The organism is Salinicoccus sp. Marseille-QA3875 (assembly GCF_054950095.1).
The window spans coordinates 2,051,532-2,075,361 of sequence record NZ_CM143103.1; the positions used below are offsets into that span (position 1 = coordinate 2,051,532).

The following is a 23,830-nucleotide window of genomic DNA, read 5'->3' on the forward strand; positions in this document are numbered from 1 at the left end:
AGATGTCTGTATACCCTGTGGCTGGTAAAGATAGCATGTTATTAAACCTCAGTGGTGCCCACAGTCCATTTTTTACTCGTAATATAGTTATTATTGAAGACGATAATGGTAATGTTGGAGTCGGTGAGGTTCCTGGTGGGGAAATGATAAGGAAGACATTAGAGGATTCAAAGAAGTTTATAGTTGGAACTTCATTAGGGAGATATAAAAAAACATTGAATTCAATTGCAGATGAATACAGGGATAAAGATTCTAAAGGTAGAGGAAAACAGACTTTTGATCAAAGAATAACTATTCATGTAGTTACGGCAGTTGAATCTGCACTGCTGGATTTACTTGGAAAAAACCTTGAAGTGCCTGTTTCAGAGTTGTTGGGCGATGGGCAACAAAGAACAGAAGTTGAAATGCTGGGTTATCTTTTCTATGTCGGTGATAAGAATAGAACGGATCTTCCATATGAAAGTGATGGAGATTCAAAAGATGATTGGTTCAGACTGAGACATGAGGAAGCTTTAACTCCGGAGGCTATCGTTAAGTTAGCTGAAGCAGCCTATGAGCGTTATGGTTTCAAAGATTTCAAACTCAAAGGCGGGGTCTTCAGTGCTGAAGAAGAAATGCAGGCAATAGAAGCATTGAAAGGAAGGTTTCCTGATGCAAGAATAACTCTGGATCCTAACGGTGGATGGCCATTGAAAGAGGCTATAAATAACTGTAAAGGGAAAAATGATATTCTTGCCTATGCAGAAGACCCTGTTGGAGCAGAAGGTGACTACTCTGCTAGAGAAATAATGTCAGAATTTAAAAAAGCAACAGGATTGTCTACAGCTACCAACATGGTAGCTACTGATTGGCGTCAGTTAAACCATGCGATTCAACTCAATTCAGTAGACATTATACTAGCAGATCCACATTTTTGGACTATGCAGGGCTCAGTGAGAGTAGCCCAACTATGCAATGACTTTGGCCTGACTTGGGGTTCCCACTCTAATAACCATTTTGATATATCACTGGCAATGTTCACACATGCAGCAGCTTCAGCCCCTGGTAATATTACTGCAATTGATACACATTGGATTTGGCAGGATGGACAGTTTTTGACTAAAAATCCATTAAAAATAGTTGATGGTAAAGTTCAAGTGCCAGATAAGCCGGGGCTCGGAATCGATATCGATCTAGAAGCGGTGAAGAAAGCAAGTAAATTATATTATGATGAAAAACTTGATGATCGTAATGATTCAATAGCAATGCAATACTTAATCCCTGGATGGGAATTTAATTCAAAAAAACCATCTATGGTTAGATAATGTTTTCTAAAAAGACTTCAAAAAATGATTGAATATATTAAGAAATAAATTTAAAAAGTTGAGTTCGTATCGAATATGATTTAGTGAATTGCATGGCTTGATATAAAAAGTCAGAATTATTAAATAAAAAATTGACATTCATATCTTTTTAAATTATATTTGTAATACAAATAAATAATGAAGGGATATAATGTGGGAAAAGAAGAAAAATTACCAAAAATCATTGTTTATACTTATTTATCAGAAAATCTGTTGGAAAAACTCCGTCAATCATATCAAATAAGTTACTATAATCAGTTAAACCCTCCTTCTGGAGAGGATTTTACGGATGATTTGAAAGATGCTGTCGGACTTATTGGGAGTGGATTGCATGTAGATGAACAGCTGCTGGATAATGCTCCCCGGTTAAAAATCGTTGTTAACATTTCTGTTGGTTATAATAATTTAAATATAGATGATCTAACAAGACGGAGAGTTATGGCAACCAATACACCCGATATATTAACAGAGACAACAGCTGATGCAATTTTTGGTCTGTTGGTTGCGGCAGCGCGTAGAATCCCTGAATTGGATTACTACGTTAAAAGCGGTAGATGGCAAGATAAGGTTGATGAAAAATTGTTCGGAATAGATGTTCATAATAAGATTATAGGCATAATTGGGATGGGTCGAATTGGCGGAGCAGTGGCAAAGCGGGCACATAAAGGTTTTAATATGAAAATTTTGTACCATAACCGTACCCAAAATGGTCAGTTGGAGAAGGAACTAAATGCTAAATACTGCAGTTTGAAAGAATTATTGAAAGAATCGAATTTTATCTGCTTGGTGGCTCCTTTAACACCGGAAACAGAGAACCTAATAGGAAAAGAAGAGTTAATGATGATGAAAAAAGATGCGGTATTAGTTAATGGATCTAGGGGAGAGCTTGTAAATGAAGAAGAATTGATAGCATCTTTAAAAAATAGAGAGATATATGCAGCAGGACTAGATGTGTATCAAAAAGAACCAGTTGATTTGGATAATCAACTATTGAAATTAAGTAATGTGGTGACACTACCGCATATTGGTTCAGCTACACTAGAAACAAGGTATGAAATGGCAAAATTAGCAATTAAAAATTTAACTGCAGGCGTGAATGGTGAAAGACCTCCAAACTTGATTAATCCAGAAGTCTATAAATGAATTTGTGGTGAAGGGAGAAATTATCATAATAAAATAGTTGCACATCTCAATATATGTTGAGAACAACTAATCGAACTGATCAAAATGACATATACTAATTCGACATAATGCCTTTGTAAGAAAACTTTTAATATTTGTAAGCGTTATCTAGATATAGATAAGATTGAAAGTAAGTTACCTGACTTGAAATATTGGCATAAAGAATACATTGATAAATTCAGTAACTTTATTTTAAAAAACCGATTTTATGAATCGTAGTTAACTTTAATGTAACAAAGGGGAGGGAGTCCATGGACTCAAGTAAAAAAGTAGATGTATTTTCCGGGATAATAATCCTGATTATTTCGATAACTTTATTCATATCTACATTTGGCTTTCAACAAATGACAGAATCTAGAGTAGGCTCAGCCTTTTTCCCTCAAATAGCATCAGTAAGTATGGCTGTTATGAGTGTCCTGCTAATTATTTCTCCATTTATTCAGAAGAAAATCAAAGAGAAAAATGCAGAAAGAAAAGATGAAGCTGAGAGTGATGAAAATGCAATGGAACAGTATCAAGTCAGCAAGTCAGAAAATGAAGAAAAAGAGAAGAAATACTATGGATTAGTAGTACTTACCATCGTACTCTTAATTACATGTGTTGCATTACTTCAACCATTAGGGTTCATTATTTCTACTACAATTTTTCTTTTTCTACAAATGTGTATCATGTCAAAGAAAAATAATAGAAAGTACATTACTTTCATTATTGTTTCAATAGCTACTTCCGGACTAATCTACTGGATATTCAAAGGTTTCTTTAATTTGATGCTTCCAGCAGGATTACTTGGGTAAGGGGGACAAGTATGGATTTATTTTTAGAAGGTTTTCAACTGTTATTTAATTTTCAATCGATATTAATTATTCTGGGTGGTGTAATACTAGGTTTAATATTTGGATCGATACCAGGTCTGACAGCCACAATGGCTGTAGCAATCTGTTTACCAATTACGTTTGGTATGGATCCCAGTAACGGGATGGCATTACTGATGGGACTTTATATAGGCGGGGTTTCTGGTGGTATGATTCCAGCGATTCTATTGAATCTTCCAGGTACTCCCTCAAGTATTTCTACCACATTTGATGGGTATCCGATGGCTCAAAATGGACAGGCAGGAAGAGCACTGGGCATATCAATCATTGCATCATTTACCGGTGGACTGATCAGTATTATTGTACTGATGCTTCTTTCACCACCTTTGGCAAGAGTGGCGCTTGAATTTGGTCCATTTGAATATTTTGCGATTACAATGTTTGCTTTGACCTTAATTTCAAGTTTATCTGACGGATCTCTCGTAAAAGGTGTAATAGCTGCTCTACTGGGGCTTACATTCTCATTCGTAGGCGCGGCGCCAATAGACTCCTATCCACGTTGGACTTTCGGCATGGACAACCTTAGTGCAGGTTTCCAATTACTTCCTGTACTTATCGGTATCTTTGCAGTTTCTGAGATGCTAAAAGTTATTGAAGAAAGAAAAGATAACCCCATCGAATCAAAAGACACAAAGGATAAAACAACAAAGGTTAATTTACCGTTTGCAGCAGTATTTAAAAAACCATATAACTTTATAAGATCGACATTACTTGGAATAGGTATTGGTATTTTACCAGGTATTGGTGGAGGAACAGCGAATATCATAGCTTATGTCACTGCCAAAAGACAATCAAAAACACCAGAAAAATTTGGTAAGGGTATAGATGATGGAGTGGTTGCATCAGAGTCATCAAATAACGCAGCTGTCGGTGGTGCATTGGTACCGTTAATTTCTCTAGGGATCCCAGGCGACACTGTAACAGCGATGTTATTAGGTGGTCTGATGATTCATGGCGTCCAGTCTGGACCATTATTGTTTGAAAATAATGGACCACTTGTATACAGTATCTTTGTTGCACTGTTGATTGCGAACGTATTTATGGCAATCTTACTTATCAGTGGTATGAAAGGTTTCGTAAAATTACTGAGTATACCAAAGCATTATCTTTACCCAGTGATTATAGTACTTTGCGTTGTTGGTTCAATAGGGGTTAATAACCGAATTTTTGATGCGGGCGCATTAATTTTCTTCGGTGTTATCGGTTACCTGTTAATCAAAGCGAAGTTTCCAATTACACCAATTATATTAGGGTTCATACTTGGTCCGATTGCTGAAGTCAATTTACGTAGAGGTCTGCAAATGACTGGGGGAGATTTCCTTCCATTTATTACTCAGCCAATCGCAGCTCTATTCTGGGTTATAGCTATAGGATCCGTTGTATTCAGTCTTTACAAAGATTATAAAAATGCTAAAAAGGTGGCCAGTTAGCGACTGTAAAAGAAATTAACACAATTTAAAAAAGAACAAAACTTTGTTTGAAAAAGGGTTTTGTTCTTTTTTTGCCTCAGCGGTAATTAGCTGTGACCCATCGGCCAAATAGAGAGAAGCCTCTAAAGTTAACCAAACAAAAATCCATCTACTTCTGTAAGAGCAGATGGATTTTTCGATTCGATTATACTAGGCTGACTTACTGAATTTATTTTCAATTGATTATCTTATATTTGAATGTGTTCGGTAATCCCATATATGGAATTGCTGTATCTTTAATTATAAAGAGTAAAATAGCCAAATACTAGTAATGTTAATTTACTTCTTGAATATAAATTTTCATTTATTTTTTAGGATGAGCTAATTCATTTTTACAGCGCATCCCGCATGCTGGGACGATCCGTTGGCAGTCTAACAGCGCATCCTGCATGGCGGGACGGTCCGTTACCACATTTAACAGCTCATCTACCGCAAAAGAATGAGTTATTAAACATATCCAGTCATATCAGTCACCATAAAAATGACAAAAACGAACCCCGCCTACAAAAGTAAGCGGGGTTTGCTATTTTTATCTATATATATAAGATTGGAAATATTAGTGAATGAAGTTATGGTTTGCTGCTTCTGAAGCGGATAGTGTTCTGAATGATTTTCCACCCAGGCCGTTGCTCCAGTTCATTTCTGAGATCATGATTGATCCGTCACCATTAACTTGCTCAACAACTCCAACGTGGCCGGCACCCCAAGCGCCATTTGACCAGGCGTTTGATTGGATGATTGCACCATGTGAAGGTGTGTTGCTTACTGATAAACCTTGTGCGCTTGCATTACCTGCCCAGCTGGACGCGTTGCCCCAGCTGCCGCTGACAGGTTTGCCAAGCTGCTGACGGCGTTCGAAAGCGTACCAAGTACATTCGCCAGTCTGGTACCAGTTAGTACCGTAAGATGCAGCAGGCGCTGCCGGCGCTTGTTCTTCAGGCTCAGCTTCAGGCTCTTCTTCAACGACAGGCTCTTCTTCAACAACCTCTTCGACTACTGGTTCTGGAGCAGGTTCAGGTTCTACTTCTTCAACTTCAGCCTCTTCCTCAACAACTTCTTCCTGTACCGGTTCAACTTCCTCTTCAACAACCTCAGGCGCTTCAACTTCAGCCGGACGGTTGTCTACAAGGTCAAGAACTTTACCAGGATAAATTAAAACCGAATCCATTTCGTTGTATTCCATAATGTTGTTGTAGCTGACACCCGCACGGTTAGCAATACTCGCAAGAGTGTCACCGCTTTGAACTGTGTAAGTGTCACCAGTAATGTTTTCAGGTTCAGGCGCTTCAGCCGGCGCTTCTTCGACGACTTCCTCTTCAACTGCTTCTTCTTCTACAGTTTCTTCCTCAGCCGGCGCTTCTTCGACAACTTCTTCTTCAACTGCTTCTTCTTCTACAGCTTCTTCCTCAGCCGGCGCTTCTTCAACAACTTCCTCTTCAACTGCTTCTTCCTCTACAGTTTCTTCCTCAGCCGGCGCTTCTTCAACAACTTCCTCTTCAACTGCTTCTTCCTCTACAGTTTCTTCCTCAGCCGGTTCTTCTTCGACGACTTCCTCTTCAACTGCCTCTTCCTCTACAGTCTCTTCTTCTACAGCTTCTTCAACGACTTCCTCTTCAACTGGTTCAGGCTCGACTTCTACCTCTTCAGTTTCAGCTTCAACAGGCTCCTCTTCGATGACTTCTTCCTCTACAGTTTCTTCTTCTGTAACTTCCTCTTCAACCTGAGCCACTTCTTCAACTTCCGGCTCTTCTTCTACAGTTTCTTCCTCAACAACTTCAACTTCTTCAGCTGCTTCGCCGTTAAGCTGTAAAACCTGTCCAGGGAAAATCAGGAAATCTGAAAGTCCGTTAGCGGACATCAATGCACGGTATGACATGCCATGTTCACCGGCAATACCGAAAAGCGTGTCGCCCGGTTGTACTGTATATGTATCTGCATCCGTCTGAACCGTTTCCTCTACAGCCGGTTCAACGTCCTCTTCAATCTCGACCACTTCTGCTTCATCCTCAACTTCAACCGGTTCAGTCTCTTCAACGACTTCTTCTTCAACTGCACCATTTAAAGTCAATGTCTGGTTAACCAGAATCAGATCACTCGATAAGCTATTCCATTCTTTCAACTGTTCAACAGAAATATTATTACGAAGGCCGATGCCCCAAAGCGTATCTCCTGCTTTGACCGTATATGTAGATGGTGTATTAGTCGCAATGCTTTGTCCGACTGTAATCGTATCCGAGCTCAAGTTATTATAATTTTTAAGCTGATTGACAGTCAGGTTATTTTCCTGGGCGATCTTCCAGAGTGTGTCTCCGCCTAAGACAGAATATGTAGCATTACCAGTGTTTGCAGATGCATCTTCTGCCAAACCGTATGTAGAAATCGCTGCTGTTGCTGTGAGTGCAGTAATGACCTTTTTCATAAAAGGAAATCCCCCTAATTTTTTATTATCAATTTTCTCGACGAATTGTCTGAATAATTCACTTTATTTATCAACAGCTCCTATACTAACAGAAAAGGTGAAGAAAGTTTCATTTGTAACAGAACTGTAATGTAACTAAAATATATGTAAAATAACATGCGGTTATTACACCAATTATTACAATGTCCGGTATATACAAGTGATAAAACCTTTGGAAAATAAAAACTGATCTGACACGGAATTTACCCAATATTAATATAGGAGAGAACCTCTCAAGCCGAAGTGGTTTTTGTGATGGACGATTAGGGGTATAATTTATAGTAGAAAGATTTCGTGAGGAGGGTGAAATGATGACCCAGAAAATGATAACGATATATAATGTCGGCGGCGATTCGACAGAAATCGTCCAGCCTGAAGCAGTGGAACATCTGGTCGGAGTATTTGAGAAACCAATCGATACGAATCAGTTTATACGTGTACCCCTGGAGCATGGCAGAACGCTGCTGCTCAACCCGAATCTGATTACGTCAATATCTATCCAGGAAATCCAAAACAGACAAAATTAAGTGAGTGTGATATTAAGTGGTAGAAAAGATTGTATTGAACAACAAGGAAATTGAACTGAACGATTACGAGGAGAAGCCCATCTACGCTGAAGGTGAGAAGTCGGGTGCCCGGGATGTGGAAGAGATTACCGTGAAGTTTGATGTAACGAAAGATGTCTACAGTGAAACGGCCAGTATATTATATGAAAAGGTGCTGGATGTGGAAGTGCCTGAGCGGAATCTCAAGTTCAAGGGAGAAATCATCAACTTCTACAGCGGCATCGTCAATCTGTACGAAGCAGAAGACAATACGACGGCGGATGAGTATACGGTGACGTTAAAAAATATTGGCAGATAGAGGGAATGTTATGAAACTCAGCATATTAGATCAGGCCCCGGTGTCGAAAGGCTCAAGTGCCTCTGAAGCCCTGGACAATGCGGTCACGCTCGCAAAGGCGGGCGAGGTGCTCGGCTACGGAAGGTTCTGGCTCGCCGAGCACCATTCGATGCCGGCATTCGCATCCAGCACGCCCGAGATTACGCTCGCTGCGATAGGCAGCGCGACTTCAAAAATTCGAATCGGTTCCGGTGCGACGCTTATTCCGTATTACAGTCCGTATAAAGTGGCGGAAAATTATCATACACTGGCGACGCTTTTTCCAGGCAGGGTGGACCTCGGCATCGGGCGCGCACCCGGCGGCCCCGCAGAAGCGACGGAAGCGCTGAACAAGGAATATCTTAAAAATGTCTATGCAAATGAAGAACGCGTCAGCGAGCTGATGGGCTTCATCCATCATAATAACCATACGGAAAAGATCAAGATAAGCCCGCTTGCAGACCCTTCGCCCGAAGTATGGATGCTCGGCACCAGTGTGAAAAGTGCCGAGCTGGCAGGATCACTCGGCATGAATTACTGCTTCGGCTACTTCATGTCGAACGCCGGGGATATGAAAGAAGTCATCGATACTTACAGGGATAACTTCAAACCAAGAGCAGAAGGGCAGAAACCGCAGGTGATGATCACCGTCACCGCCTTTGTAGCTGAAACAAAAGAAAAAGCAAAAGATATCGCCATGAGCACCCTCATCTGGGGCATCGAAAAAGAACGCGCTTTCGGTGAGAGTACTGAAGACGACGGTATCCCGAGCATTGAAGATGCGAAAAACTTCGAACTGACCGATGAAGAGCGGGTGAATGTAGAAAGAAGGCTCGGTTCAATGTTCGTCGGCACCCGCGAAGACGTTGCCGGCAGGCTTAAGAAACTCGCAGAAGCATATGATATAGAAGAAATCATGATTTCGACGAATACCCACTCTATAGAAGATAAGATAAAATCGTTTGAGATGTTGAAAGAAGCGATGGAATAGTCTATTACTACAAAAACGGAAGTTTAGAAGATAATATACAGTTTGAGGAACAGAAAATCCGTACGTTTTACTCCTAGGGGAATAGCATCAGCGTGAGACTTCAGGCTCACGAGATGCCCCAGGAAAGAAAACGTACGGATTATTTTTCTGCTGAATTTCTAAGACCCAGTCTCTTTCCGCCTGGCAATCTTCTTAATCATTTCTTCACGCGGAGTCGTTTCTTCACCGTTCAATCGCTGCGCTTCAGCAACCATCAGCTTCTCTTTAAGCTGAGCAATCGCTTCATCTCTCTTATCCATATCTCTACCCCTCATCCCCATTATAATCGAACACCGTGGCGATGAACATCTTGCCGATATTGATCATCGAGCGTTCATCGACGTTGAAGTTCGGATGGTGGTGGGGAAAGACGTCGCCTGAGTCCGGCATCGTACCGCCGACGATAAAGAAGCAGCCCGGACGCTCGAGCAGATAATAGCCGAAGTCTTCCATGCTCGTCTGCGGCGTAATATCAATGACGTTGTCCTCGCCCATGACTTCTTTTTGAAGCCTGGAAATGTGCGCCGTTTCTTCCGCATCATTCACAACCACCGGATAGCCCCGCGTGTAATCCACTTCGGCACTCATGCCGTACGCCTTCGCAATATTTTCCGTCATCTGCTTGATCTTTTTTTCCGCATTATCACGTGTCTCATCATCGAGCGTCCGGACGGTCCCTTTGATCTCAACCTTATCCGGAATGACATTGAAGTTCGCCTCGCCCGTATTGAATGTCGTGACGGACACCACACCGGACTTCAGCGGATCAGTATCCCGGCTGACGATCGTCTGCAGACTCTGGAACAGCGTCGTTGCGACAGTCAAAGGATCCTTATTATGCTGCGGCATGCCGGCATGACCGCCTTTACCCTGCACCGTAATTTCAAAAGTATCGCCGCTCGCCATGAACGGACCCGAAAGGGCACCGACCTTGCCGAAAGGCATCGTTGAAATGACATGCGCCCCGAAGACGCCGTCGACACCGTCGAGCGCCCCGTCCTCGATCATGAATTTCGCACCGCCCGGAATAACTTCCTCTGCGAACTGGTGCAGGAACACGACTTTACCCGGAAGCTTATCCTTATTGGCAAATAAAACCTTCGCAACATGGAGGAGCGTCGAAGTGTGGATATCGTGACCGCACGCGTGCATGACGCCGTCCACTTTGGACTTGTACTCCACATCCTTCGCATCCTGGATCGGCAGTGCGTCAAAGTCGGCACGGAGTGCGACCGTCCGGCCCGGCTTGCCGCCTTCAAGTGTTGCGACAACACCCCGTCCGCCGACTCTCGTCCTAACGTCCGTAACACCTAAATCCTTATAGAACTGCACAATCTTTTCAGGCGTCTTCTCCTCGTGGTGGGACAGTTCGGGATACATATGCATGTCCCTCCGGAAGTCGACCATGTTATCGAATTCTTCTTCCAATGCTTTGAATAATTTTTTCATATCAATCCAACCTCCTGATCATTAGTCACTGTCATTTTATCAGAAAAGTCTGTTTTACATGATAAAAACTGAAAGCTCTATCATGCCTATACCCGAACGACAACGCTTTCATTCCCGTCCTCCTTGGGACTTTAAATATATGTAGCATAAATATTCTGTGTATGGTAAATTCAGTTTATTGTACTTATTCAAAGAATCAGGAGTGATAATGTGAACGGCAAATCAAAGTTCGACAAAGAAGAAACATCTTTCGTCAAACAGAGTTATGACAAAGTATGGAAAGAGTCGAGGCGGACAAAGTCATTGCTCAAATTTTTCAGTTCAGAAGATATGAAAAAAACGGTGGAAAATGAACCGGAAGATGATAGCTCAGGCTACCCGCCGTATAATAGACTGCAGATGACGGGTCTGATCATGGGGCCTTTGCTTTTTGTTTTGACCTTATTATTTTTACAGACGGACGGCCTGGACAGAAGCGGAATATTCGTCGTGGCGTCAGCACTGTGGATCGCAACGTGGTGGATGACTGAAGCCATTCCGATTCCGGCGACTTCACTCATGCCTTTGTTTTTGTTTCCGATGGGCGGAGTCATGGGAAGCGACCAGGTATCCAGTGCCTATGGTGCAGATATCATCTTCTTATTCCTCGGTGGTTTCCTGCTCGCTGTGGCGATGGAGAAGTGGAATTTACATACGCGTGTCGCACTCACGATCATTCGTGCAATCGGTACCACGTCGGCGACGATCATGCTCGGCTTCATGATTGCGACGGCACTGCTGTCGATGTTCGTGTCGAATACGGCCGCTGTAATGATTATGATTCCGATTGGTCTCGCAATCATTAAAGAAGCACATTCTCTGTCGACTGAAGAGAGCGGGGGAGACGTCACGAAGTTTGAAAAGCAGCTCGTTCTTGGAATCGGTTACGCAGGGACCATCGGCGGTCTTGGAACATTGATCGGTACACCGCCGCTGATCATTTTAGCCGGTCAGATGAATGAAATCTTCGGTTACGATATGAGCTTCGCACAATATATGCTGATCGGTGTGCCGACAGTAATTCTTCTATTGATCATCGCATGGTATTTCATGACGTTTGTCGCGTTCAAACATGATTTGAAAGAATTGCCGGGCGGCGCTAAAATCATCAACCAGGAATTTGAAGCGCTGGGTAAGACGACAAAAGAGGAGAAACTGGTACTCGTCGTCTTCCTCTTTGCAGCGTCGATGTGGATACTGCGCGGCTTCGTCTTTGAACACTTTGCATTTTTAGAGTTGATGACCGACGGTTCCATTGCGATGCTTGCTGCGGTGCTGCTCTTCCTGATCCCAACGAGAAGACAGCAGGGTCGTCTGCTTGACTGGTCGGTGGCGAGAGACCTGCCTTGGGGCGTACTGCTTCTGTTCGGCGGCGGTCTGGCACTCGCTGCAGCGATCGTTGAAACAGGCGTCGACCAGTGGCTCGGTGAGCTGCTCGTCAATATCGAAGGCACGAACATTCTAATCATGATCGGAGTCGTATCACTGTTGATCCTATTCCTCACGGAGTTCACTTCGAACACCGCAACAGCGACGATGATCCTGCCGGTACTTGCAGGACTGGCGATGGCAGTGGATGTCCATCCGCTTGCATTGATGTTGCCGGCGGCAATGGCTGCAAACTGTGCATTCATGCTGCCGGTCGGAACACCGCCAAACGCCATCGTCTTCGGTACAGGAAAAATATCCATCCAGGAAATGGCAAAAGCCGGTTTCGGGCTGAACCTCATCGCGTTGCTTCTAATAGTGGTCGTTACGTACCTGCTCCTGCCAATCGTCTATGGGATTGATCTCAATGTCTATCCGTTTTAAAATTGAAAAATGAAAGAAATGGCATGGCTGTCGCGGCCGTGTCATTTTTTATGGGGTTTTTTACAGTTTCAGTGGAAGTTAAAAGAAGTACAGAACCGAAAATAGGTTCTGTACTTCTTTATGGTAAATATCTATATTCAACTGGATTCTAATGCATGAAATAATTGTTACCGGTATAAAGTCATCGATCATTTATAAACATCTTTTTTATGACCTAAATTTATTATTGATATCAAAATTTCATCATCTTTAATCATTGCGACAATCCTATAATCTCCGACTCTATAACGCCACAATCCTCTGTAGTCTCCTGATAAGGCTTTACCATGTTTTCTTGGATCATCAGTATCGACTAAGTTTTTGTTTATCCATGAGATGAGTAAAGCACTTCTGTTTTTGTCCATTTTTTTTAATTTTTTTAATGCTTTTTTCTCAATTTTTAATTTATATTTCATCTGTTATACCGAGTTCTTCCTTGGCTTCTTCCCATGAAACAAATTCAGTACCACTATCTTCTAACACCTTAACAGCTTTTTTGTACATTTCCCGGTCGATTTCTTCATCAATCTTTTCTGAAATGAGCGCTCTTACATAAACGGACATGTTTGTGTTTTTAGCTTCGACTATACCACGTAAAATTTCCTCTTCCTCTTTTTCCAAACGTATTGTAATACTCATAGCAACACCTCCGACTCCTTGTAAGACGATCGTAGCACAAAATATATATTTTATCAATTGGAAAGTGGAGAAACTAATCACAACCCCTCGGGATATAAAATTTACAATCTCTTTTATGAGAATGACCCCATTCACGAAAGTGTAAAATCATTCCCTGATTTGTCATAAATTTTTCAAGAAAGTCTACAACATTCACGTGTAAAATGTTACACTATATACTGTTGTACTTACATAAAGTAATTGGACTACATATAATTTGGAGGATGTCGCATGGAAGAAACGTTGAACCTGGAAGATATTCTGGGTGTTATTAAGAAAAACCTCATCATGATTATTTCACTTGGTTTACTGTTCGGGGCGGCCGCTGCATTTGCTACGGCACTCATCATGACGCCGCAGTATGAAGCGAACACACAGGTGCTGGTCACGCAGTCTCAGGAATCTTCTGATGGCGCAGTCAACAATCAGGACATACAAGCCAGCCTGCAGCTCGTCAATACATATCGGGATATTATTTTAAGTCCCACAGTTTTAGATGACGTGGTCGAAAACCTGGGCCTTGAACAAACTTCAAACGCACTCGCGAATCAAATCACAGTCAACAACCAGGACCAGTCGCAGGTGCTGACGATCACAGTCTCTGACGAATTCCCGGAAAATGCCGAAAAGATTGCGAACGAAGTGGCGGATGTGTTCCAGGAAAGAGTCGCAGATGTGATGAACGTAGATAACGTTTCAATACTTGCGACGGCGGATGTCGGGGAGAACCCGTCACCGGTTTCACCGCAGCCGCTCGTCAACATCGCGATCGGCCTGATACTCGGCGTATTGCTTGCGCTCGGCATCGCTTTCTTAAGAGAATTCCTCGACAAGAGAGTCAAAACGGAAGAAGAAGTGGAAAAGATTCTGGATTTGCCGGTACTGGGTACCGTGGCGAAATTTGATAAATAGGAGACTGGGATAAATGGCGAAAAGAAAACACAAACATTTAGATTTCAAAACAGATCCACGGGACCTGATGGTTCTTAAAGAGCCGAAGTCTCCGGTCAGTGAGCAGTACAGAACAATCAGAACGAACATTACATATTCAAGCATCGATTCGGAAATAAAATCCGTACTCTTCACGTCCGCCTTACCTGGAGCAGGTAAGACGACGACGGCTGCCAACGTGGCGATTGCCTTTGCACAGGCAGGAAAAAGAACGGTATTGCTGGATGCAGATCTAAGGCGTCCGACGACGCACTATACATTCGAAGTCCAAAACCAGAGAGGCTTGTCGACCGCAATCGTGAATGATATCCAGGCCGAAGAAGTCGTGAAGACGACAGAAGTGGAAAATCTCGATCTGATTACTTCCGGGCCCATTCCGCCAAATCCGTCGGAACTGCTCGCATCCAACAAAATGACACAGTTTTTCAAAGTATTATCCATGCAGTATGACATGGTCATCGTTGATTCACCGCCGATACTTGCAGTGACGGATGCGCAGCTGCTCAGCAAGATGGTGCACGGCACCATTCTCGTCAGCAACGTTGAGACGAACAACAGGGACAGCCTGCTGCAGGCTAAGGAATTGCTTGAAAAAGCGGATGCCAATATGCTGGGCGTCGTACTGAACAACAAGAGAATCAAGGACGAAGGCGACAGTTATTATTATTACTACGGGAGTGAATAATAATGATAGACATTCATAATCATCTGCTGATCGGCGTCGATGACGGGCCGCAGAATGAAGAGGAAGCACTGGCACTCATGAAACAGGCGATAGACAATGGAATCACAGACATCATTGTAACCCCACATCAGTATAGTGGGGATTTCATTAATCCTAAATGTAAAATTTTAGAAAAGATGGAAGAAATAAAAGCCCTTATAGATGAGCATGATTTCCCCCTCAATGTCTATCCCGGACAGGAAATCAGGATCAACGGTGAGCTGGTGCATGAGCTGGAATCGGACATCAACATCCCGCTCAACGAATCGCAGTATGTACTGGTCGAGTTTTCATTTACAGAACTAGCAAACTACACCGGGAAATTATTCTTTGATTTGCAGATGAAAGGTTACACACCATTGATTGCGCACCCGGAGAGGTGCAGACCGTTAATGAAGGAACCGGATAAGCTGTATGACTTGGTAGAAAAAGGTGCGCTTGGACAGGTGACAGCCACTTCAGTGGCAGGTGCACTTGGTGAGGGGCTGCAGGAGAAGAGTTTGAAATTGATTGAGTATAATCTGGTGCATGTCGTTGCCAGTGATGCACACCATGCAGCGAACAGACCGTTCATGTTGAAGGAAGCGTATCAGGTCATTGAAGAACAGTTTGGTGAAGAATATGTAGAACGGTTGAAATACAATGCAGAAGCAATTCTGCATAACAGAGATGTGAAAGTCAAACCACCGAAGAAGTGGACATCGGAAGATACTCACAGGAAGAAAAGAAAGAAAAAGAAGTTTTTAGGACTATTTTAATTTAGAAAGAAGCGTGGACGTGTATGGGAGCCATCCGCTTGGATTCGAATGGACCACACCATTCCGTTATCAACGTATTGAGCAGGTAATGGAAAACGTTGAGCAAATGGGTATTGAAGATTCACTTGAACTACAAACAGATTATACGTCGGTACCGGCACAACGCATTACCGCTCTGCTGGATGGTCTGGAATCTTCAGATGAGCAGGTAGACGAGGCTTTGAACATGTTACGGGAGTGGGACAACGACTTATCTGTTGAATCTTCTGCCGCTCCTTTATTTGAAATATGGTACCAGAATCATTTACGTTCTGCGGTTGTGCAGGCAATCATGTCTGAAGAGGCAGCAGAACACATTGGCTCTGGAGACCCTCTTGCCACCTTGAATCTATTAGAAAATCCAGATGAACGGTTGGGAGAAAATCCTGAAGAAGTACGCAATCAAATTCTGTTGGATACTCTATCTGATGCAATCGATGATGTAGTAGAACAGCTTGGTTCAGATATGGATGCATGGAGATGGGGAGATTTGAAACACTCCTATCTAGAACATCAATTGCCCGGTATCGTTGATGAAGGACAAGAGGAAAGAATGAATGTAGGACCGCTCCCTCGTGGAGGCAGTGGTGATACGGTCGGCGCTTCCGGCTATGATTCAGACTTCAATCAGACACACGGTGCAACCTTCAGATTGATAGTCGATGTTGGAGAATGGGATAACTCGATTGCCATGAACAGTCCCGGTCAATCAGGAGATCCAGACAGTAAATTCTACGACAATTTATTCGATGATTGGGCAAACGATGAAGCAATACCTTTATTGTATAGCCGCGACAAAATTGAAGAGGCAACAGACCATACGATACATTTAGTGCCTGAGTAAAATATTAGTGTACGCCCTAACGTTGAACTTTAAATTTAACTTTAGGGCGTGCTTTTTTTATGAATGGAAAATTAAAGAAGGTTGTTGTTTCATATTCATCTTTCTTTGAATGAATTAAAATCTTAACAAGACAATCAGCATCTAAAAGTGTTTATGATAAGGAAAGTTTTATTTCAATAGTTCTCTTATTAATGATTTTGTAAATAATACTTTTTACACATTCATTAAATTCAATATTTTCAGAGAATTAGATTGAATGAGTATTAATAATAGCGTATGATTATTTTAAGTGTAAAAAATCAATAAAGGGGGAAATTATGAAGGAAATCAAACAACTTTTTTTAGTCAGTATTTTGGTATTAGTATTAGCAGCATGTACAGATGATGATAATGTCGGTGAAGAAACGACTGGTGATGCTGAAACGTCAAACGGTGGGGATCTAACAGTCGCAATTCCGAGTGATGCGATTTCAATGGATCCACATGGTAATAATGATGTACCATCCGAGCAAATCAGAGATGAGATTTACGAACCATTGATAACTCTGGATGAGGATTTAGAATTGGTGCCGTTACTTGCTGAAGAGTGGGAAGAAATCGATGAAACAACATGGGAGTTTTCATTGAGAGAAGGGGTTACTTTTCATGATGGAAGTGAATTCAATGCGGAAGTTGTAAAAGCGAATATTGACCGTTTGTTGGATCCTGCTGTTGCTTCTCCAAGGGCCTTTTTATTGGAAGCGATTTCTGAGGTCAATGTTATTGACGACCATACAGTAGAATTTAAACTTGAATACCCATTCTCACCATTATTGAATAGCTTAACTCATGGGGCAGGAAAAATGATCAGTAAAGATTTGATCGATGCTGATTATGAAAATGCACTGTCAGAAGCTGGTGAAGATATGACGGTGGAGGAATATTATGAACTTCGCAGTGAGGGTGGCGAGGCTCATGAAGAAATAGCAAACGCAATAGGAAATGATGTCAGCACTTTAATCGAACAAGAGCCGGTAGGTACTAACTATTTGCAGTTTGAGTCGAGGAATCCTGGTGAAAATACTGTTTTGAATAAGTATGATGATTACTGGGGTGGTTCGCCTACAGTTGATAGTGTTACATACAAAGTTGTCAGTGAAACTGGATCTAGATTGGCTGAACTGGAAACAGGAACTTCTGATTTTATAGTATCTGTTCAAACGAATAACATAGACAGAGTTGAAAATAATGATGAGGCGACATTGTCTACAAATGAATCTATATCGTTAGATTATATCGGGTTCAATACTTCTAAAGAGCCACTTGATGATTCATTGGTGAGACAGGCGATTACACATGCGTTAGATAAAGAAGCTGTGTTGGAAGGTATATATAACGATTCCGGTGAACCGGCAATTGGTCCGTTGGCACCAGGTGTAATCGGCTATTCAGAAGATATTGAAGTGTTGGAGTATGATATGGAAAGGGCACAGGAATTATTAGATGAAGCGGGCTATTCTGATGGTTTTGATATAACACTTATGGTCCAGGATGATAACCCTGAACGTATTGATCTGGCGGTATTTTTACAGGAATCGCTGGCTGAACTTAATATCGATGTGACAGTGGAACAGGTCGAACTGGGGGCGTTTCTGGATGTTACTGCTGAAGGTGAGCATGACATGCTGGTATTGGGATGGTTCAATTTCACAGGTGGCCCGGATAATGGACTGGCGCCGTTATATCACTCCGAAAACTTTGGTGGTTCAGGAAATCGTACATTTTATGATAACGCGGAATTGGATGCTTTACTTGATGAAGGTAGACAAGTGAGTGATGAAGAAGAGCGTCAGCAGATCTATGAAGAGGCACAACAGCTTCTGGTGGACGATGCAGCAAGCATCTATATTAGATACGGCGAAAACCTGCATGCTAATAATAACAATGTGGAAGGTATCGATGTTGACAGATTCAACCTTTTCGATTTTAGAGAAGTGAATTTTACAGAGCAATAAACTAAGGTCCTGAATTACCGCTAAGAGAGGCAAACATTTCACTGCATTATTGTTTGCCTCTTTTTATATTATTCAATAAGCAAAGGAGAGAATTTGGTGAATCATTTCAACAAATATTTAAATATGAAGTATGATGAAAGACAAAATATTATTTACTATATCAGTGATGAGAGTGGCATCCACAATTTATGGAAGTATGATTTAGATAATGATGAAAAAGTTCAAGTGACAGATGAAGATCAGAATATAAACGACTACTGGTTGGAGCCAAATGATAATATTGTGGCAATTGACTATAATGGCAATGAACGGCATCAATTATATAGCTTGGAAAATCAAAATGATTTGAATCCATTAATAAAAGATGAGGAATATTTTCATCACTATGGAACATACGATGAAAATCAGGATGGTTATTATATAATCAGAAATCATCATGATTCATCAGCATTTGAACTGTGTCTGATAAAAAGAACTGAGGAACTAAAGGTTTTATATGATTTTGATGCGCCGGTCGTAATCTTATCTTCTATAGAAAATAACCAATTATTATTAACATATGAAAACAGTAATATTATGAAGCAGCTATACATTTTTAATACTGATTCATTGAAAGTTGAGAAGTTACCCATTGCACCTTCCAGGTTTCTCAGTTTTACTAATGTTGATGGAAAAGACTACGCATACTGCTTATCTGACTGGGAAACAGGCTTCATCAATGTTTATAAATTAAATCTTATCGATTGGTCTTATCAAAGATTGACATCATTTAGTTGGGACATTGAACATATTGTCTGGTCCGAAAGGTACGATCAGGCAACGGTTATAGTAAACGAGAACGGTTGTTCCAAATTATATAACTTTGATGTTGATACTGGTGATATTACAGAAATTGAATTCAGAAACGATGTTGTGATCCATTCAATCCAAAAGAGGGATGAAAATCAGTTATTAATTTTATTTTCATCTGTTGATGTACCGCACTGTATCGTAAACTATAACCTTCAGAGTAATACTTACAGCACTCTGGTGGAGAACAACGGTACAGCGGAAACAATCAACTGGAAAATGCATTCATATAAGTCGTTTGATGGGCTGGATGTGCCTTATTTTATGTATGAATCTGAAAATGTGGGTAAAGCACCGACTTTAATCTATATACACGGCGGTCCTGAGTCACAGGAGAGACCTGAATTCAAAGAATTATACTATCAACTACAGCAGCAGGGCATCTCAATTGTCATTCCTAATATAAGAGGCAGTAAGGGTTACGGCAGATACTATCTTGAATTGGATAATCAGATAAAGCGCCTTGATGCTATGAAAGATGTACTCTCTTTAAGAGAAAATCTAATCTCAAATCATGACTGTGATAAAGACAATATTTCATTAATGGGCATCAGTTACGGTGGTTTCATGACACTTCTTTTAATCACGCATCATCCTGAGTTATGGCGATCTGCTATAGATATCGTTGGAATATCACATTTAAAAACATTCCTAACGAATACCTCGCCATGGAGAAGAAAACAACGGTCTTCTGAATATGGGGTCCTCGGCAAGCATGATGAATTTTTTGAAGAGATATCACCGCTGCCGAGAGCGAAAGATATTCAAGTTCCTCTTTTGGTATTCCACAGTGTACATGATACAAGAGTACCTAATTCCGAATCCGTTCAATTAGTGGAATCAATGAAAAACAATAACCAACATGTGATGTTCACATCTTATGAAAATGAAGGCCATATATATAAGAGGAAAGAGAATTTGGATGATATGGAGAGGAAAATCAAGGAGTTTTTAGGGGTATATTGAATATAGGTAGTGGAAGAGACATGTGTGGGGGTCTGCTAAAACTAGACTAAGGAGATTAGATTTGTATGCTGAATCAATCTACTGATTCACCAACCGATCCTAATCTGTAAGTGAAATAAAATGAATACTCACTCTCGGAAGTTCTTTTTATAACCTTTGAAAACTACTATGTCAAGGATACCTATGGTAAAGTTTTATTATAGATAATTTTAAATTAAAATACATAAATAGGAGACGATGATATTGACTACATGCGGCGTTGCAGGGATCGGTCATTTAGGAGAAGCTTTGACAAAGCAGTTGGAAAGTAAAAATGTAAATGTTTTTGTTTATCATCCAGATTCAAATAGACGAAGCGAATTTGCCGGCAGGTTCGATAAAGTTGAATCTGTTGATTTTACTGAATTGCTAAAACAAAAAGTGGTTTTATTGGCATTACCATCTGAAGTGATTCGCAGTTTTTTAAAAGAAGCACAGAAAGAGATTGCTTCAAACGGCATAGCTCCGAATTTTGTTAATTTATCTACACTTATAGATACAAAAGAGTTGCAAAAAGAGTTTCCGGAACTTCAAATATACGGTGTAAAGATGGTTGGTCATGCAAATTATTTATATGAACATGGTGATGGTGTATTTATAACGGAAACCCCAATGGATACAGAGGGGTTTCAAAGTATCCGATTTTTATTTGAAGAGATTGGTAAACTATTTGAAGACAACGAAGACATTGTCAGGGAAGTTAATGGACTTGCGGTAAGAACAATAATTGAAGCATGCGTTCAATTCAAAGAAGAGACAAAAGATTATCGGGATGAATATAGTGAAAAAGCGATGGATACTATTTTCCCTAATTCGATGAGACTTTATAGAGAAGGCGATTTTGATGGATTTATGCTGAAAATAATGGAAGAGATCAAAGAGAAGAATAAATCATGATATTTCACTTTTAGCTCAATGCAATTTATAATTGCCTCTTAAAATGACGAAACGTACTGAATTTACGAATGCTTTTAGAAACTGAAATCACATCTATATTGCTATTGGAGTGTCCAGTAATGGGATTCTCTATTGCGACAGGATATATGAAAAATCATGTTCACCCATTCGGTGGATATGATTTTTTTATTATAGAGGGCATTAATATTCCATGAATCGGGAAGATAATATATATGTGAATGTAATTTATTTAACATATATAAATGAAGGTGGAATGAATATGTATGATGTAATCATCATCGGCGGCGGGCCTGCGGGACTGAGTGCTGCCCTGAATTTCGGACGCGGATTGAAACGGACGCTCATCATTGATAGAGGGAAGCCGAGGAACAGAGTGACGGAAATGTCAAACGGCTTTCTGACTCAGGATGGCACCAGTCCGGCTGAATTCAGGGAAAATGCACAGAGTGATGTGCTGAAGTATGAACATGTGACACTGGAAAGTGACAGGGTGACGGATATCGAAAAAGACGGGGAGGAATTCATCGTATCCACAACGTCGGATGAATTTAAGAGCCACCATGTCCTGCTCGCATCAGGGCTTAAGGAGAAGACGCCTGATATTGAGAACTTCGATCAGTTTTATGGCACTTCCGCATTCTACTGCCCGTGGTGCGATGGCTACGAAATGAGAAATCGCAGGCTTGCGGTCATGGTCGATGAAGACTCTATGCGTAACCTCGTCATGCTGATTGCCAACTGGAGCAGCGACCTCATCATATGCACGGATGGCGACAGTTTCCTGGACGATGAAGATAAAGAAATGCTCGAAAATAAAGGTTTTGATTATAATGAATCGGTCATTTCCAGTATGGAAGGCAGTGACGGCCTGGTGGAATCGCTCGTCTTCGCGGACGGCACGAGGGAGAACATTGAAGGCATGTTTGCCAAGATGACCTGGGACACCCGGTTTGACTTCCTGGAGACCCTGGACCCGGACAGGGAAGAGGACGGTGGACTGCGGATCAATCCGCTTGGTGAAACGTCAATACACGGCCTATTCGCTGCCGGGGAAACAGAGACGAACGTTTCCAGCCATCTGATCAATGCCGCCGCAAGCGGCTCAGATATTGCGAAAGTCATGATGAAGGATCTGATCAATAAGGATTTCTAAATTTGACAGGGAGATGGAATGGGATTGGCGAGATCAAATGAAACCACAAAAAAGTGACAGCGAAACAGATAAAAAAGGATTGTCATTCCAGGTTGAATGACAATCCTTTTTTAAGCGTTATTTACATAAAGTCAGTAAATATCATGATTGTTTGCAGCGGTCGGCAGGAGAAGGATGGCGGTCAATGCGGGCTTATATTCCGAGACATCGGCTTGAAATGATATTCCTGTAATTCCTCACTTTACGATGAGCACAGGAATATTCGCACGTTTTGCGATTTTTTGGGTGACATTTCCGAGCACATGTTTCAGTTCACGTTTGGAACGCCTGTTGCTCATGACGACAATATCATAGTCATGTCCATTGATTTCTTTCATGATTGTTGAACTGACCCGGCCGCTTTGAAACTTCACCTTCCAGTTCAGTTTCAGTTCATCGAGTTCCTGCAAGAATGGCGCCAGTTGTGATTCCTTCTGCTTTACGAGATCGGGATAATATCTCATTTCGAATATCACACTGTCAGAAACCTCGCCTTCCGGAATGACATGAAAAATGGTAATCAGATGGTCATCTGCAGGCGCAATGTTTTTTATCTGCTCGGACACATTTGAAAAAGAGTTGTCGAAATCGTACGGTAAAAGAATATTCTTATGCACACTGCCACGTCCTTTCGTGAGTATTGGCTATTATATTAAACGTACTAACAATTTTAACAAATGGCAAATCTAAAAATTAGAGTTGGAAATTTAATGGATAATGATGACATTTCACAAGATATCATGCGGATTTTTATCATAATCAATTATAGAAGCTGATTCGGAAACTTTTATAGTAGAGGTTACAGAATATGTAAATGAGATAAACAAAAAGTATAGAAGGCTGACTCTAGAGGATCAATCAAATATGAACAAAGAGCCGGATGAGAAAAGAGGCATATTTCATGTATGCCTCAGGTCTTTATTTTTTGGATTTTACGCTACTGCCTTACACTCTTCTGCACACTTGAAACACGCTTCCGCACATTTCTGGCAATGCTCATGGTCATGCTTCTGGCATTCATTGCCGCATGCCTCACAGATTGTTGCACATACACCGGCCAGTTCTTTTACAAATGGCGAATTTCTCGTCGCTGCCTGCTCGACATATGCACAGATATCGGCACATTCACGGTCCAGACGGATACATTCCGCCATCATCTTGACGTCTTCTTCCTGTAAGCATGCATCAAAACAATGATTGCACGCCTCCATACATTCATGTAACGCCTCAATCAGCTGATGGTGTTCTTTATGAGCCATTCAAATGACCTCCTGTAGATTTGAATTCACTATGTCATTTCCCT

General features: G+C 41.4%; 23 protein-coding genes. 16 read left to right on the top strand and 7 right to left on the bottom strand.

Annotated features, from left to right (window positions below):
* The first annotated feature begins 2 nt into the window (after window positions 1–2).
* From ACY8DT_RS10480 to ACY8DT_RS10495, 4 genes are all read left to right on the top strand, one after another.
* Window positions 3–1,304: an enolase C-terminal domain-like protein gene (locus tag ACY8DT_RS10480; RefSeq protein ID WP_462422260.1), complete on the top strand. Its 1,302-nt coding sequence runs from the start codon at window positions 3–5 to the stop codon at window positions 1,302–1,304.
* Between the two features lie 192 nt (window positions 1,305–1,496).
* Window positions 1,497–2,486 carry a 2-hydroxyacid dehydrogenase gene (locus ACY8DT_RS10485; RefSeq protein WP_462420253.1) on the top strand — a complete coding sequence of 330 codons (990 nt, stop codon included), beginning with the start codon at window positions 1,497–1,499 and terminating at the stop codon, window positions 2,484–2,486.
* A 290-nt stretch (window positions 2,487–2,776) separates the two neighbouring features.
* A complete protein-coding gene (locus ACY8DT_RS10490) occupies window positions 2,777–3,319 on the top strand; it encodes a tripartite tricarboxylate transporter TctB family protein (protein ID WP_462420254.1) in 543 nt (180 codons plus the stop codon).
* Between the two features lie 11 nt (window positions 3,320–3,330).
* Window positions 3,331–4,827 carry a tripartite tricarboxylate transporter permease gene (locus ACY8DT_RS10495; protein ID WP_462420255.1) on the top strand — a complete coding sequence of 499 codons (1,497 nt, stop codon included), beginning with the start codon at window positions 3,331–3,333 and terminating at the stop codon, window positions 4,825–4,827.
* A 595-nt stretch (window positions 4,828–5,422) separates the two neighbouring features.
* On the opposite strand, the gene ACY8DT_RS10500 is transcribed toward ACY8DT_RS10495, so the two are convergent.
* Window positions 5,423–7,285 carry a LysM peptidoglycan-binding domain-containing protein gene (locus tag ACY8DT_RS10500; protein WP_462420256.1) on the bottom strand — a complete coding sequence of 621 codons (1,863 nt, stop codon included), beginning with the start codon at window positions 7,283–7,285 and terminating at the stop codon, window positions 5,423–5,425.
* Between the two features lie 350 nt (window positions 7,286–7,635).
* Here ACY8DT_RS10500 and ACY8DT_RS10505 point away from each other — a divergent pair, with 350 nt between their 5' ends.
* The 3 genes from ACY8DT_RS10505 to ACY8DT_RS10515 are packed head-to-tail and all read left to right on the top strand — an operon-like array spanning window position 7,636 to window position 9,197.
* Window positions 7,636–7,851, top strand: coding sequence for a hypothetical protein (locus tag ACY8DT_RS10505; RefSeq protein ID WP_462420257.1), 216 nt, complete (start codon window positions 7,636–7,638; stop codon window positions 7,849–7,851).
* 16 nt (window positions 7,852–7,867) lie between these two features.
* Entirely contained in the window at window positions 7,868–8,188 is a 321-nt protein-coding gene (locus tag ACY8DT_RS10510; protein WP_462420258.1) for a DUF3219 family protein, read from the top strand.
* 10 nt (window positions 8,189–8,198) lie between these two features.
* The gene (locus ACY8DT_RS10515) at window positions 8,199–9,197 is read left to right on the top strand and encodes an LLM class flavin-dependent oxidoreductase (RefSeq protein ID WP_462420259.1); all 999 of its coding nucleotides are present in this window, start codon (window positions 8,199–8,201) and stop codon (window positions 9,195–9,197) included.
* 158 nt (window positions 9,198–9,355) lie between these two features.
* Here ACY8DT_RS10515 and ACY8DT_RS10520 read toward each other — a convergent pair whose 3' ends face one another.
* Window positions 9,356–9,496: a hypothetical protein gene (locus tag ACY8DT_RS10520; protein WP_462420260.1), complete on the bottom strand. Its 141-nt coding sequence runs from the start codon at window positions 9,494–9,496 to the stop codon at window positions 9,356–9,358.
* Between the two features lie 4 nt (window positions 9,497–9,500).
* Window positions 9,501–10,685: an amidohydrolase gene (locus tag ACY8DT_RS10525; protein ID WP_462420261.1), complete on the bottom strand. Its 1,185-nt coding sequence runs from the start codon at window positions 10,683–10,685 to the stop codon at window positions 9,501–9,503.
* Between the two features lie 330 nt (window positions 10,686–11,015).
* Between ACY8DT_RS10525 and ACY8DT_RS10530 the strand changes: the two genes are divergently transcribed.
* Window positions 11,016–12,536 carry an SLC13 family permease gene (locus tag ACY8DT_RS10530; protein ID WP_462422261.1) on the top strand — a complete coding sequence of 507 codons (1,521 nt, stop codon included), beginning with the start codon at window positions 11,016–11,018 and terminating at the stop codon, window positions 12,534–12,536.
* Between the two features lie 188 nt (window positions 12,537–12,724).
* On the opposite strand, the gene ACY8DT_RS10535 is transcribed toward ACY8DT_RS10530, so the two are convergent.
* Together ACY8DT_RS10535 and relB are read right to left on the bottom strand one after the other, a co-directional pair.
* Window positions 12,725–12,991 (bottom strand): type II toxin-antitoxin system RelE family toxin, encoded by a 267-nt coding sequence (locus ACY8DT_RS10535; RefSeq protein WP_462420262.1) that lies wholly within the window; start codon window positions 12,989–12,991, stop codon window positions 12,725–12,727.
* Window positions 12,981–13,214 carry a type II toxin-antitoxin system RelB family antitoxin gene (gene relB / locus ACY8DT_RS10540; RefSeq protein ID WP_462420263.1) on the bottom strand — a complete coding sequence of 78 codons (234 nt, stop codon included), beginning with the start codon at window positions 13,212–13,214 and terminating at the stop codon, window positions 12,981–12,983. Before relB ends, ACY8DT_RS10535 begins: the two co-directional genes overlap by 11 nt.
* Before the next feature lie 270 nt (window positions 13,215–13,484).
* On the opposite strand from relB, the gene ACY8DT_RS10545 reads away from it, so the two are divergent.
* The 8 genes from ACY8DT_RS10545 to ACY8DT_RS10580 all read left to right on the top strand — a co-directional run bounded on the left by ACY8DT_RS10545 (window position 13,485) and on the right by ACY8DT_RS10580 (window position 22,488).
* Window positions 13,485–14,165 (top strand): YveK family protein, encoded by a 681-nt coding sequence (locus tag ACY8DT_RS10545; RefSeq protein WP_462420264.1) that lies wholly within the window; start codon window positions 13,485–13,487, stop codon window positions 14,163–14,165.
* A gap of 13 nt (window positions 14,166–14,178) precedes the next feature.
* On the top strand, window positions 14,179–14,889 hold the full coding sequence (locus ACY8DT_RS10550) for a CpsD/CapB family tyrosine-protein kinase (protein ID WP_462420265.1): 711 nt from the start codon (window positions 14,179–14,181) through the stop codon (window positions 14,887–14,889).
* A 2-nt stretch (window positions 14,890–14,891) separates the two neighbouring features.
* Window positions 14,892–15,686 carry a tyrosine-protein phosphatase gene (locus ACY8DT_RS10555; RefSeq protein ID WP_462420266.1) on the top strand — a complete coding sequence of 265 codons (795 nt, stop codon included), beginning with the start codon at window positions 14,892–14,894 and terminating at the stop codon, window positions 15,684–15,686.
* A 19-nt stretch (window positions 15,687–15,705) separates the two neighbouring features.
* Window positions 15,706–16,569, top strand: a complete 864-nt coding sequence (locus ACY8DT_RS10560) for a penicillin acylase family protein (protein ID WP_462420267.1) — start codon at window positions 15,706–15,708, stop codon at window positions 16,567–16,569.
* A gap of 317 nt (window positions 16,570–16,886) precedes the next feature.
* Entirely contained in the window at window positions 16,887–18,563 is a 1,677-nt protein-coding gene (locus ACY8DT_RS10565; RefSeq protein WP_462420268.1) for a glutathione ABC transporter substrate-binding protein, read from the top strand.
* A gap of 96 nt (window positions 18,564–18,659) precedes the next feature.
* Complete coding sequence (locus ACY8DT_RS10570; protein ID WP_462420269.1) at window positions 18,660–20,378, top strand: alpha/beta hydrolase family protein; 1,719 nt, start codon at window positions 18,660–18,662, stop codon at window positions 20,376–20,378.
* A gap of 237 nt (window positions 20,379–20,615) precedes the next feature.
* Window positions 20,616–21,314 (top strand): NAD(P)-binding domain-containing protein, encoded by a 699-nt coding sequence (locus ACY8DT_RS10575; protein WP_462420270.1) that lies wholly within the window; start codon window positions 20,616–20,618, stop codon window positions 21,312–21,314.
* A 280-nt stretch (window positions 21,315–21,594) separates the two neighbouring features.
* Window positions 21,595–22,488: an NAD(P)/FAD-dependent oxidoreductase gene (locus tag ACY8DT_RS10580; protein WP_462420271.1), complete on the top strand. Its 894-nt coding sequence runs from the start codon at window positions 21,595–21,597 to the stop codon at window positions 22,486–22,488.
* 236 nt (window positions 22,489–22,724) lie between these two features.
* Here ACY8DT_RS10580 and ACY8DT_RS10585 read toward each other — a convergent pair whose 3' ends face one another.
* On the bottom strand, window positions 22,725–23,144 hold the full coding sequence (locus ACY8DT_RS10585; RefSeq protein ID WP_462420272.1) for a universal stress protein: 420 nt from the start codon (window positions 23,142–23,144) through the stop codon (window positions 22,725–22,727).
* A gap of 315 nt (window positions 23,145–23,459) precedes the next feature.
* Window positions 23,460–23,786 carry a four-helix bundle copper-binding protein gene (locus ACY8DT_RS10590; RefSeq protein WP_462420273.1) on the bottom strand — a complete coding sequence of 109 codons (327 nt, stop codon included), beginning with the start codon at window positions 23,784–23,786 and terminating at the stop codon, window positions 23,460–23,462.
* Between the last annotated feature and the right edge of the window lie 44 nt (window positions 23,787–23,830).

What these genes read in the sequence shown, in the direction of transcription:
- relB (WP_462420263.1), bottom strand. Translation starts at nt 13,214, where the DNA reads ATGAGTATTACAATACGTTTGGAAAAAGAGGAAGAGGAAATTTTACGT.
- ACY8DT_RS10480 (WP_462422260.1), top strand. Translation starts at nt 3, where the DNA reads ATGTCTGTATACCCTGTGGCTGGTAAAGATAGCATGTTATTAAACCTC.
- ACY8DT_RS10530 (WP_462422261.1), top strand. Translation starts at nt 11,016, where the DNA reads ATGAAAAAAACGGTGGAAAATGAACCGGAAGATGATAGCTCAGGCTAC.
- ACY8DT_RS10495 (WP_462420255.1), top strand. Translation starts at nt 3,331, where the DNA reads ATGGATTTATTTTTAGAAGGTTTTCAACTGTTATTTAATTTTCAATCG.
- ACY8DT_RS10555 (WP_462420266.1), top strand. Translation starts at nt 14,892, where the DNA reads ATGATAGACATTCATAATCATCTGCTGATCGGCGTCGATGACGGGCCG.
- ACY8DT_RS10545 (WP_462420264.1), top strand. Translation starts at nt 13,485, where the DNA reads ATGGAAGAAACGTTGAACCTGGAAGATATTCTGGGTGTTATTAAGAAA.
- ACY8DT_RS10550 (WP_462420265.1), top strand. Translation starts at nt 14,179, where the DNA reads ATGGCGAAAAGAAAACACAAACATTTAGATTTCAAAACAGATCCACGG.
- ACY8DT_RS10575 (WP_462420270.1), top strand. Translation starts at nt 20,616, where the DNA reads ATGATATTGACTACATGCGGCGTTGCAGGGATCGGTCATTTAGGAGAA.
- ACY8DT_RS10565 (WP_462420268.1), top strand. Translation starts at nt 16,887, where the DNA reads ATGAAGGAAATCAAACAACTTTTTTTAGTCAGTATTTTGGTATTAGTA.
- ACY8DT_RS10590 (WP_462420273.1), bottom strand. Translation starts at nt 23,786, where the DNA reads ATGGCTCATAAAGAACACCATCAGCTGATTGAGGCGTTACATGAATGT.
- ACY8DT_RS10505 (WP_462420257.1), top strand. Translation starts at nt 7,636, where the DNA reads ATGACCCAGAAAATGATAACGATATATAATGTCGGCGGCGATTCGACA.
- ACY8DT_RS10490 (WP_462420254.1), top strand. Translation starts at nt 2,777, where the DNA reads ATGGACTCAAGTAAAAAAGTAGATGTATTTTCCGGGATAATAATCCTG.
- ACY8DT_RS10500 (WP_462420256.1), bottom strand. Translation starts at nt 7,285, where the DNA reads ATGAAAAAGGTCATTACTGCACTCACAGCAACAGCAGCGATTTCTACA.
- ACY8DT_RS10580 (WP_462420271.1), top strand. Translation starts at nt 21,595, where the DNA reads ATGTATGATGTAATCATCATCGGCGGCGGGCCTGCGGGACTGAGTGCT.
- ACY8DT_RS10535 (WP_462420262.1), bottom strand. Translation starts at nt 12,991, where the DNA reads ATGAAATATAAATTAAAAATTGAGAAAAAAGCATTAAAAAAATTAAAA.
- ACY8DT_RS10520 (WP_462420260.1), bottom strand. Translation starts at nt 9,496, where the DNA reads ATGGATAAGAGAGATGAAGCGATTGCTCAGCTTAAAGAGAAGCTGATG.
- ACY8DT_RS10515 (WP_462420259.1), top strand. Translation starts at nt 8,199, where the DNA reads ATGAAACTCAGCATATTAGATCAGGCCCCGGTGTCGAAAGGCTCAAGT.
- ACY8DT_RS10525 (WP_462420261.1), bottom strand. Translation starts at nt 10,685, where the DNA reads ATGAAAAAATTATTCAAAGCATTGGAAGAAGAATTCGATAACATGGTC.